Raw genomic sequence first — 6,507 nt, 5'->3', positions numbered from 1 at the left:
GCAAAGGGATGCTCCAGATGCAGTTCGTCGATTCGGCGCATCCGCTCCAGATCGGCCTCGCAGACTGGCTGTGGCTGGTAGTACGCGCTGGATCGTGCAATGCCGACCAGCCTGACCNGCCGACTCACCGGCAGCGCGTGCTCGCGGTCGATCATCGCTTTGCGCTCAGCAGGCCGGCCTTGCTGAGCGCGCCGGACAAAAAATCGTTCTCCAGCGCCAATTGGCCGATCTTGGCGTGCAGCACCTTCAGATCCACAGGCGGCTCGCCCGCGTTCTCCTTGCCGCCACCGAACAAGTCCGCCGCATGTTCGACCAACTGCTGCTTCCAGGCTGTGATCTGGCTGGGGTGCACGTCGTACTGCTGGGCCAGCTCCGCCAGCGTCTTTTCGCCCTTGAGGGCCGCCAGGGCTACCTTCGCCTTCAACCCCGCCGAGTGGGTCCGCCTGCTTCGTTTCGTCATCTTATTGAGAGGTCCTTTCTGCCCGCCATTATGGCCGGCTCAGGCCCCAGCTCTTCCACTTTTCCGGCTGTCCGAAATTCCGGCACCACCTCTCGCGCGGCATGGCTAATGCTCAAGTACATTTAAGTGGCTGCCCTTCTTGCCAGTGCCGGGGCCGTCGCGGGCCTTTCCAGCAAGCCCCGGGCCCAATAGAACATCGTTCTGATCGTTGAGATAGCGGGAGCGGTCATCGATCCCTGCCAGGGTCATGTGCGAAAGCTTGCCTCCGCCTTGATGACCTTGCTCTTTGCCGATCTTGCCGCCGCCCTTGCCCGCCGATCCGCCCTTGCCACCGCTACTGCCTTTGCCTGCCATGATGCTTCTCCTTGCCTCAAGTTGCCGTTCACCGTTGGGCGGTGAGGGGATTCTCCGACGGGCTCGGCGCCAACTAGTCCCGATTTCTTACCGAAAACAAAGCGCACGGTAGGTAGCCGAACAGGAAATGATGTTGCTTTCGTACGACCGTGGGAGGTGGTGGCGGTAAGCGGCAGTTGAAATGCCGGGAGACGAGCGCGCCAAAAGGCATAATGCGCGTCTGCCACTACCTGTCCATATGATCGAACCCACTCTCATCCGTGTTGGAGAAGCGTTCTACGACATCACGCATCTTGCGCCCACCAGGCACACTGTCCCGGTGCTGGTGCGGGGCAACATCGCCAAAGTGCCGGTGAGGGTTTCGTACACGAACCACTGCTACAGCAGGACGCCGCGCGCGGGCGAGCAGGTGACGACCGGGCATGAAATCAAGGATGGTGCGAAGCTACGGATGTTCTGTGAGCAACGCCATCGGCTGTCTTCGTACTTGCCGCAAATCCTGATCGACCTGTTGCAGGGCGAGACGAGCCTATGGCAGGCGGCCGGTGGAAATTTTCTGCAGGTGGAGTTGGTCGACGACGTCGATGGTGAACCGCCTACGAAGATTGAGTACAACGTGATACTGCGAATGGAGCGGCTCAAGTCTGAAGGCGACCAGAAACACATTATGATTCGCGTCGAAACGGCGTACCCCGAGGACATCGAATACGACAAGCCGTTCCGGAAAAAATCGTACAAGGTCTCGCGCATCTTGGCAGCCAAGTGGGAGGATCGAGACCATCGCGAGCCCGAGCCGAAGCCCGGCAAAGGCAAGGGGAAAGGCAAGAAGAAGTAGAAAAGTAAACGCCCCCTGCGGAGAGGGGGCGTTCAGGAATAGGTCGCGGGGGCCTCTCTTGGATATCCCACTCCCGGTGGGACCTCGGCGCAGGTCGCCAAGGCGGCGCTTAGCTTTTGGAGCTGGACACCCCGCTATAAACTAAGCCTTTCCGGTCCATTCGGACTGGACCTCCCGCAGGCTTTCGGCTTTCACCTCAGCAGGGGGGAGGATTTGAAAAACGGCTTGGAATGCATAGCAACCCGCATTGCGAACGCGTTAGCAACTCCAGTGCGATGATCATAATTGATCAAGCGCCGCATTGCAATGTCATCACCCAAGATTACTTTGCTATACAACCACATTTGAGACTCAGCATGTCCGCTGCAGTTCAGATTCCGCAACGGATCGCCGACATATGAGCCTAATGCAGCACTTTGTCGCGGCACAGCGGGCTAGAATCCGGAGCCGGATCTGCGCACGCGATGCGCAGATCGGCATCTACGATGGCCGTTGCTGCATCTGGCGACGAACGACGGTGCCATGCCCCACTACGGTAGGGTCCAGCACATGCGTCCTGGCGCCGTTGAGGAACGTTGGCATGCGACGTGGTGGTGCAGCATCCCATCATCAGGAAAGACCCGGTGGCCGGCGACACACCAGCCAGATCCTCCGGGTACGGCAGACGACAATGATGAAATTTACCGAATACGTAGTGCTGGAGCGCGCCGCACAGGCGATCGATCCGCTGGGATTCCGTGGGCCTGGCGGCGTGCTGCAGGACCTGCTCTTTCCGCAGTTCACCGTGCTGACGTTGCATCCGGCCTACCTGAGCGCGTTGTGCTGCTTTCGGCGGCACCTGGAAGACGAGCCGGTCACATCGCGCGAGCGGGCGTTTGCGCGAGACTTCCGGGTATTGGAGTTGCTCTGGGGCATCGCCAACGCACGGGTGGATTCTCCGGTCATCAACAAAAAAGCCCGCACCAAACCTAGGTTCGCAAACCGTCGTAAATTGCACCAAAATCAAAGCCACCCCAGCGAGCGCGACGAGGGTTTACTACTGACCCCGTCGGACGCGGGTGCGGGGAATGCCAGCGTCGCGCTCCAGTGGGCTATTGCGTCAACACCTTGTAGCCGCTTAGTCCCTTAACAGTCTCGCGAAGGAAGCGTAGCGTTCCCCCCTGTGTCGCAGGCCACGCTTTCTTGACACCTTCAGCCACGAAGACAGCATTCCTCCCACCGCTTAGCTTCGAAGCCTCCCAAACACACTCGCCAATGGCTTTGGGCTGAAGATTGCCGGGCGTGCCAACCAGTGTCACTAGTGCTTTGCTGAGCGAAAGACCTGCGCCAAGGTCGATGGATGGAAGCTTGTATCGGCGATAGAGCTCTTCATTGATGATGGCCCGGGCGTCGTCGACACAGTCTCGCGCAGCCTGGTAGGCAGCACGCACCGACTTCGGGCGGTCACCGACCTGAACTGGGAAGAGCACGAGCGCGCCGTCTCCAAGGTACTCAGTGACAACGCCTTCCCTGAAGCCCGTCGTCACTGCGACGGCGGGCAAGAGAGCGGATGTCTCGAAGTAGATTCGCTGGATACCCTCCATTGCGATGCCGTTCACCCTTGTCTTGAGATGCTTCGAGGAATCCCGCATGTCCACCATCACCGCGACGAACTCCTCGACAACCGGATTGTTGTCAGATACCAAAGGGTGCCCGGGGATGCGTGAGGGCTCTAAGTGTGCCTCTATGGCATGGTCAAACGCGTATCCCTCCTTCAGAAGCTCGCTGCCTATCTTCTTCCAAGTCTTTTCGGCGTTGTCGAGCCCGAGTACAACCGCCTTCTTTACTTCCTGTTTTTGCGATGTGGTAAGCATTTCTTGTTTTCAGTGCGGTCGTGGCGCTGCCTTGCATCCGTTTGCGTGGATGCAGCGGTCGCCTTGTTGTGGCCAATCCCGGCGCCAGATTTCCAGGCGCAGTTACCGGATTACCCCGACTGATTCGATGTGTCGTCGCACCTTCTCGATGGCGGGAGCCAAGGCGGAGTCGATTTCTGATCCCGAAGCTAGCTTGTAGCCAACAGTAGTAATGCCGGCCATGTCACTTGGAAGCTTTACCTTCGTCCCGCGCGGCTCCATGAGGATGGCGCGGTTGCGGCCGAGCCGCCCAATAAACATGCCGAGCTCCAGCACAACGTTGTCCCGTGGCGCTGGCCAGTCCTCCTCCCGCCATGTCAACTTGTCATCTGGGTGCGCGATGGCAATGGCGAAGTCCGATGTGTTGAGTTCGCGTTCCAGATCCTCAAGTGTGTAGTTCGTGACTTTAAAGACACCGTCAGTCCATAGCTTGACGTCGAACTTGTCATGCTCCACAGCCGCGGTGATGGCTCGACCAACCGCCAGCGCCTCGGTCGAGCAGATGACGAAGACGCGGGCGCGATCGCGCACTGCGGGAATCAGGTGGTTGCGCTCGGATACACGCCGGGCCAGGTCCCTGGCAATATGGCGGTAGATATCCGGAAACTCCGAACCCAGTGCCGTCAGTTGCTCAGCAGTCAGCTTCGCGACCGTGCTGAGGACCTTTGCGGTTACCGTGGCCGAGCGCGGTTGGGGCCTTATCGCGGCCATCTCTCCAACGCATTCACGCTCGCGGCAAATGGCAACGCGACGCTTGTTCACTAGTACGTCGAACTCGCCTACCAGGACAAAGAAGACGTCGGTCGTCTCGTCCAATTGCTCAATGATGGTTTCACCCGGATTCACGTCATAAACATCGACAATGTCGGCCAAAGCTTCGGCCATCAGCATGTTGGCCCCGACCATGCGTTGCAACGCAAGCGACTCCACCAGTTCCGGGCGGCCGGCCTTGTCGGTAAATCGATTTTTCATAGTTTCTTGGGTCTTTAGATGTGCGTTTGATGGCACCCCCTCGGGCGAGGTGCGAAGCTAACACGCACAAGACCCTGGTAACACCCCACGCTCGTCGGATGCGCCAGACTTCTTGCTCATGACCTTCAGTCTTGAAGGCCAATGCAATCATGCAGGTCGCAACTCCCTGGCCAAATTGGAAGCCCGCGACGCGGCGAATGGGGCCGAGGCCGAGCGGGACGCCGCGCGCGCCGAGACTGCGGCCGCGCGCGAGGATGCGCTGGCGCTTTCGGCGCAGCTGGGCGAGACGCGCCAGGTGCACGACGCGACGCGGGCGCGCTGGGAAGCGGGGCGGGGGGAACTGGAGGCGGCGGGGCGCGAGCTGGCGGAACTGCGCACCCAATTCTCGACGGAGCTCGAGCGCGCTCGCGAGCAGGTAGGCATTGCGCAGGAGCGCGCCGAGGCGAGCGAGCGGCGCGCGCTGCGTGAGCTCGACCAGGAACGCACGGCCCGCCAGAAGAGCGAGCGCACCGCGGAAGAATTGCGCGGCGAACTGGCGGCAGCGCGCAGCGAGGCCCGCGACGCCGCCGTGGCGCAGGCCGAGGTCCGCGCCCGGCTTGAGGCCCAGGCCGCTGCATTGACGGACCGGCTTGCCGCGACCGAACAGGCACAAGGCCGGCAGACCCTTGAGCGGGAGCGGCTGAGCACCGAGCTGGCAGCAGCGCAACGACGCGCCGAGCGCGCCGAAGCTTAGGCGGCGCTCGCGCGTCAGCTGCTGGAAGAATTGCGCGGGGCGCTGCACGAACGGGGTGACGGGCGTGGGCGGCGGCGCAAGGCCGGTGGCCAAGCCCCGGCGGCGCCGGATGAAGCGGGCGAAGCGCAGGGCGAAGCACAGCCCGGATCGGCCCCGGCCCTTCACCCGGAGGACAGCCACGACAGCATTGATAGCAGCGATGACCACAAAAACAGAGCGGACGGCAGCGATCCGCTGGAGCCAGGGCCAAATGGCCGAGGCTGACGCTGGAACAGCTAGATGCGGCAGGGGTGCTTCGAGCCGCCGCCACCGCCGCCACCCCCGACGCCCGTGGCCTGGCACCGCAACGCCGAGGGGCTGAGCTGGCACGGGCAGGGGGAGATGCCCGCCTGGCTGCGGCGGGCGGTTAATGCGGGGCAATCCGTGGAGTTTTTTGTGTCACATATCACCGTGTGCTCCCGGCATCAGCCGTATTCCAAGACTCGGCCGGAATCCAATGGGCCGCGGCTAACTGTCATGCGCTGGGCGACGCACGGCATGTGGCGTATGGCGCACACAATGCTCAGATTCCTCGGGAATATGTTTCCAGGTGCCCAGGGCGCTACAACCGGCATACTTACGATCGAGAGGTCCACGAGAGGCTGGGAAAACTGTCCGAAAGATTAGAGGCCTCGCTGAACTTTTAGGAGGAGGCGCACAGATTCCACATTTCGCGCTTGATACCATAGGTCCTTCCCTGGAGTAGGGATGAACTTTGGCCGTTGCTCGTGGCTGTGTGAATTTGCCCTCCCCAGCAAAGAGCATGGCAAAATCAGCGTGTTGGCCCATTGAGGACGTTCCACCATATGAAAAATGTCTACAACTTGGAAGGCTGATGGCTTAGTCGTCGCCCGCTCGACGAACTAGACCGATACAAGCGTAATTTCCTGAGGCAGGCGGTCTGTGAGTTTCGTTTCCCGACTCTTCTCGAGTTAGGGGGGAGCCGGCCCAATCCACCCAAGATAAGGACATCAGCAAGCCTTATAGGCGGCATGTCGATGAGGTTTCTGGCGAGGCGGACGTGGTTTAGCGCGATCCGGTCGCACGCGATGGGTACGTGTTGCGATCAAGGCCAAGGTCTCATTCAGCGCAGCCTTGGCCCAGCGCAGTCCCAGTAGCGCCGCTGGCAGGACAGGTTTGAGAGCGGTGATGGCGTAGGTTCGGATGATCCGATAGTTCGAGTCAATCTCATGTTCCTGCACGGCGCTGAAGCAGCATAGAG

Annotated in this window: 5 protein-coding genes and 4 pseudogenes; 4 read left to right on the top strand and 5 right to left on the bottom strand. The window is 60.9% G+C overall.

Annotation, left to right across the window (positions count from 1 at the left end):
- Positions 1 to 460, bottom strand: a pseudogene (locus A3A5_RS43175) (transposase); the annotation flags it as partial.
- A 105-nt stretch (positions 461 to 565) separates the two neighbouring features.
- Positions 566 to 814 (bottom strand): hypothetical protein, encoded by a 249-nt coding sequence (locus tag A3A5_RS0110575; RefSeq protein ID WP_018310551.1) that lies wholly within the window; start codon positions 812 to 814, stop codon positions 566 to 568.
- 238 nt (positions 815 to 1,052) lie between these two features.
- On the opposite strand from A3A5_RS0110575, the gene A3A5_RS0110570 reads away from it, so the two are divergent.
- Positions 1,053 to 1,649, top strand: coding sequence for a hypothetical protein (locus tag A3A5_RS0110570; protein ID WP_018310550.1), 597 nt, complete (start codon positions 1,053 to 1,055; stop codon positions 1,647 to 1,649).
- 670 nt (positions 1,650 to 2,319) lie between these two features.
- Complete coding sequence (locus A3A5_RS43170) at positions 2,320 to 2,778, top strand: hypothetical protein (protein ID WP_157637184.1); 459 nt, start codon at positions 2,320 to 2,322, stop codon at positions 2,776 to 2,778.
- On the opposite strand, the gene A3A5_RS0110565 is transcribed toward A3A5_RS43170, so the two are convergent.
- Positions 2,741 to 3,502 (bottom strand): adenylate/guanylate cyclase domain-containing protein, encoded by a 762-nt coding sequence (locus A3A5_RS0110565; RefSeq protein ID WP_018310549.1) that lies wholly within the window; start codon positions 3,500 to 3,502, stop codon positions 2,741 to 2,743. The genes A3A5_RS43170 and A3A5_RS0110565 overlap by 38 nt on opposite strands.
- A gap of 102 nt (positions 3,503 to 3,604) precedes the next feature.
- Entirely contained in the window at positions 3,605 to 4,513 is a 909-nt protein-coding gene (locus A3A5_RS0110560; protein ID WP_018310548.1) for a TIR domain-containing protein, read from the bottom strand.
- A 145-nt stretch (positions 4,514 to 4,658) separates the two neighbouring features.
- Here A3A5_RS0110560 and A3A5_RS38160 point away from each other — a divergent pair.
- Both A3A5_RS38160 and A3A5_RS44630 read left to right on the top strand, forming a co-directional pair.
- Positions 4,659 to 5,459, top strand: a pseudogene (locus tag A3A5_RS38160) (KfrA protein); the annotation flags it as partial.
- A pseudogene (locus tag A3A5_RS44630) lies at positions 5,446 to 5,681 on the top strand (H-NS family nucleoid-associated regulatory protein); the annotation flags it as partial. The pseudogenes A3A5_RS38160 and A3A5_RS44630, both read left to right, overlap by 14 nt.
- A 575-nt stretch (positions 5,682 to 6,256) precedes the next feature.
- On the opposite strand, the pseudogene A3A5_RS44625 reads toward A3A5_RS44630, so the two are convergent.
- Positions 6,257 to 6,507 (bottom strand): annotated as a pseudogene (locus A3A5_RS44625) (transposase); the annotation flags it as partial.

Source organism: Cupriavidus sp. UYPR2.512 (assembly GCF_000379565.1).
GTDB lineage: Bacteria > Pseudomonadota > Gammaproteobacteria > Burkholderiales > Burkholderiaceae > Cupriavidus.
The sequence above is the reverse complement of the archived record's forward strand: the minus strand, read 5'-3'. Positions and strand labels throughout refer to the sequence as shown.

What these genes read in the sequence shown, in the direction of transcription:
- A3A5_RS43170 (WP_157637184.1), top strand. Translation starts at nt 2,320, where the DNA reads ATGATGAAATTTACCGAATACGTAGTGCTGGAGCGCGCCGCACAGGCG.
- A3A5_RS0110575 (WP_018310551.1), bottom strand. Translation starts at nt 814, where the DNA reads ATGGCAGGCAAAGGCAGTAGCGGTGGCAAGGGCGGATCGGCGGGCAAG.
- A3A5_RS0110570 (WP_018310550.1), top strand. Translation starts at nt 1,053, where the DNA reads ATGATCGAACCCACTCTCATCCGTGTTGGAGAAGCGTTCTACGACATC.
- A3A5_RS0110565 (WP_018310549.1), bottom strand. Translation starts at nt 3,502, where the DNA reads ATGCTTACCACATCGCAAAAACAGGAAGTAAAGAAGGCGGTTGTACTC.
- A3A5_RS0110560 (WP_018310548.1), bottom strand. Translation starts at nt 4,513, where the DNA reads ATGAAAAATCGATTTACCGACAAGGCCGGCCGCCCGGAACTGGTGGAG.